4 protein-coding genes are annotated in these 2,974 nt (G+C 50.6%); all 4 read left to right on the top strand.

The features are described 5' to 3' along the window. On the top strand, window positions 1-501 hold a 501-nt coding region (locus tag FFS21_RS31735; protein ID WP_137928633.1), incomplete at its 5' end, for a ShlB/FhaC/HecB family hemolysin secretion/activation protein. Window positions 502-655: 154 nt separating this feature from the next. Next, window positions 656-994 carry a hypothetical protein gene (locus FFS21_RS32345; protein ID WP_212745287.1) on the top strand — a complete coding sequence of 113 codons (339 nt, stop codon included), beginning with the start codon at window positions 656-658 and terminating at the stop codon, window positions 992-994. Continuing rightward, the gene (locus FFS21_RS31745; RefSeq protein WP_137928634.1) at window positions 994-1,482 is read left to right on the top strand and encodes a PM0498 family protein; all 489 of its coding nucleotides are present in this window, start codon (window positions 994-996) and stop codon (window positions 1,480-1,482) included. Before FFS21_RS32345 ends, FFS21_RS31745 begins: the two co-directional genes overlap by 1 nt. A 280-nt stretch (window positions 1,483-1,762) precedes the next feature. Next, a complete protein-coding gene (locus tag FFS21_RS32655) occupies window positions 1,763-2,248 on the top strand; it encodes a hypothetical protein (protein ID WP_137928635.1) in 486 nt (161 codons plus the stop codon). The last annotated feature ends 726 nt before the right edge of the window (window positions 2,249-2,974 follow it).

The raw sequence follows: 2,974 nt of genomic DNA on the forward strand, positions 1-2,974 counted from the left end.
GATGCGCTGGCCGCAGACGATGGCCCCACATGGCGCTTCCGCATGGCCGTCCTCGACGCCAACCTCTCGGTCCCCTTCAAGATTGCCGCGCAGCCATTCCGTTACGTGACAACGATCCGTGGCCAGTTCACGAACGACCGCCTCTACTATGTCGATGACCTGACCATCGGCAGTCGATACACCGTGCGAGGCTTCGATGGAGAAAGCCTGCTGGCGGGCGAGCGCGGATTCTATTGGCGCAACGAGTTGCAAGCACCACTCGGTTCAACCGGTCAGGCTCTTTACGCCGGCCTGGACTACGGCCGGGTCTACGGTCCAGCCACGGCTGCGCTGGTAGGCACTCAATTGGCCGGTGCAGTCATCGGCGTGCGAGGCGGCGTGGGTTCGCAGAAATTCGGCGGTGTCTCATATGACGTGTTTCTGGGAGTGCCCGTGTACAAGCCGGAGCAGTTCCACACGGCAGGGGTGACGGGTGGGGTGCAGGTGGTTTATCAGTATTAGCGAGATCGGCGGCGATGCCAACGGCTGGTTCATCGGCACTGGGCAATTCGTTTTAGTGCGTTGCTTCCAAAGCCGATGGGTGCAGCGGGAAATCAAATCATTCCGGGGCCGATGTAGACAGCAATTGAGAAGGATTTGAGCAGGAGAAAAAATCATGACTACCGAACGGAAGAAACTGTACCGTAAATTCTTAATCGGCTATGTCGGGTGTTTTTCGTTGCCGCTGTTTGCACTGATATTTAGTCTTGCGCAAGGAGCGAGTTGGAGGCCAGTTATCGCTGGCGTGCCGGTCTACTTGACATTTCTCGCGGGGATAACCTATCAGTTCGCTAAAGAATTCAGTGCACTGCGTCGAAAGGAGCGAGGTGAGTCGGATCTACCGATCACAAATAGCTTCCCAGGTGCATCAAATTCCGTAAACAAACTTCTCGACAATCCTAGTTTTAGCAATGCTATTCAAAAATGTCTTACTAAACATCTCGGAGCGAAGTGATGAAGCTTAACAATGAGATGCAGCGCCTACTAGTGAGTTCTCCAGTAACCCGCGAGCTCACTCCTGAATTGGTGTCGATAGCAGAACGGGGATTTCAAGTCGTCGGAGACTGCTATCCTCTGGCTTCTTTGCTTGAAAGAGAAATAAACGTTGGCCGGAGAGACTTCCAGGACGCTACAGGGTATGAATGTTTCATTAATTCACTTCATATCGAAGATTACGATGAAACATTTCCTTTACCTCAAGCAATCCAATTCATACACCGCATCTTTCAAGTCTGGAAAAAATTCACAAGTCTCGTTCTCGCCGCCGCTCTTTCCGCTGACGAACTTTGCGTTGTTGTGAAGTTCCACGTAGAGAGAGATGGGGAAAGCTGGCTGAGTGCCGATCTTGAAGGCTACATTGATGCAACGATGTTGATGAATTCAACCGAGGACGTGAAAGGAGCTATTAGTTCCGTTGCAGGTCAATCAAAATCGAAGAAATAGCTCACGAATCCACGTCGTTTTATTCGAAGATCGATTAGCGCGATGCGCAGCGTTGCTCTGCCGTTCCGACTTCGAAGACTCCAGTACGTACGGAATTTCACTAGTCCGACAACCTTCTGTGGCGCGTTAGTAGGGGCACGAGACTACTTCGGTGCTATACGACCTACTTTTCCCTTCGCCTCATCTGGGTGTTCCGCTGAGCGAATGAGTCCATTCGCAAAGCTATTGTTGAAAAATCTAACGGTATCATTAGTCCAACAGCGATAAATTTCAAAATCAAATGGAAAATGTAGCTTTCTATGGTGGTGGTAGCATTTGTGAACTCGGGCCGGCGGATGATGTTGCCTTCTTCTTTGATTGTGTGCGGCAGCTGGCAGATGCTCAGGATATCGAGAATCACGATGACATTACTGATCGGTTATTTAAAAGATACCTCAGGAAGGAAGAACTAGATGAGGCATCGAAGTTCATGAATACGATGTCATACGCCTTCGCTCGGACAGCTGCTTCCGAATGGATAGGCTCATCTGGGAAAAAATCGGACACGCTAGATGGGACCGGGACGCTATACGATGTGTTTTCGGAATATTTCAGGCAGTTCTCGTTCGCTGTGGAATCGGCGCAGCTTTTCGAGAAAAGCTGGAACATTTATCAGCCTGTGAGAATTGTTTCCTCCGATCGTGCGCAATTTTTCAACGATAAAACGCGTCTGTTGTCTGATTATGATCAGTTAGTCGAGAGCGATCCGCCTTTCTGGCTTCGTTAGTGAATCGGCGGTATTTTTTTGTTTACTTTTCGCGGTTGGCGGGATATTTGCGCGTCGTAGGAAAGTACGACTCTGCTGTATGCGATGCTCACTCTAAAGAACAACATATATATTACGGGATTTGGCTTTGATATCGAAAATTTGGGAATTTTGGAAGCGAGGATGGTGGGCATGGCTGCTGGTGTTTTGTCTCAATATTTGTGGTGCTGCAATTTTCTTAGTACCCTCCTTGTTTTTTGGCAACGACAAGCCTGCGTTTATCCTTAGCTGCATTGCGCTGTGGTTTATCGTCGGGGCCCCGGCGTGGGGATGGATTTTTGAGAAGTTCGCTGCCGGATCTGCGCGTCTTACCGACACGGCTTAATGGATGCGTTTCTGGCTTTCTTTCATGGCTCCGTCCTTCAACCCGCCGCACATTGCCACTGCCGCCTTACTCGCAGTGAGCCTCTCGGGTCTGTCGGGCGCCAGATGAGTCCCTTCTTTGGATGCGGTAAAGCAATAGCCCAAGGCACTCGCAGCGTTCAGTGCCATCATAGGTTGTGCTGGCGCGTCGGCAGCTGGGCAGAGTCAGGCATGCCCTTACACAGAACAGCATCAGCCTCACTAGCCATTTATGGGGCGAGGAGGCCAACCGTAAAAATTAGGTCTACCGGAGAATGACGATGGCCGTACGGAAACTGCGATGCAATGAAATTCATGAAGTGATGCGGCAGCTCTCTCGACATC

Origin of the sequence: Cupriavidus sp. 2SB, from assembly GCF_005503625.1 — a bacterium.
GTDB lineage: Bacteria > Pseudomonadota > Gammaproteobacteria > Burkholderiales > Burkholderiaceae > Cupriavidus.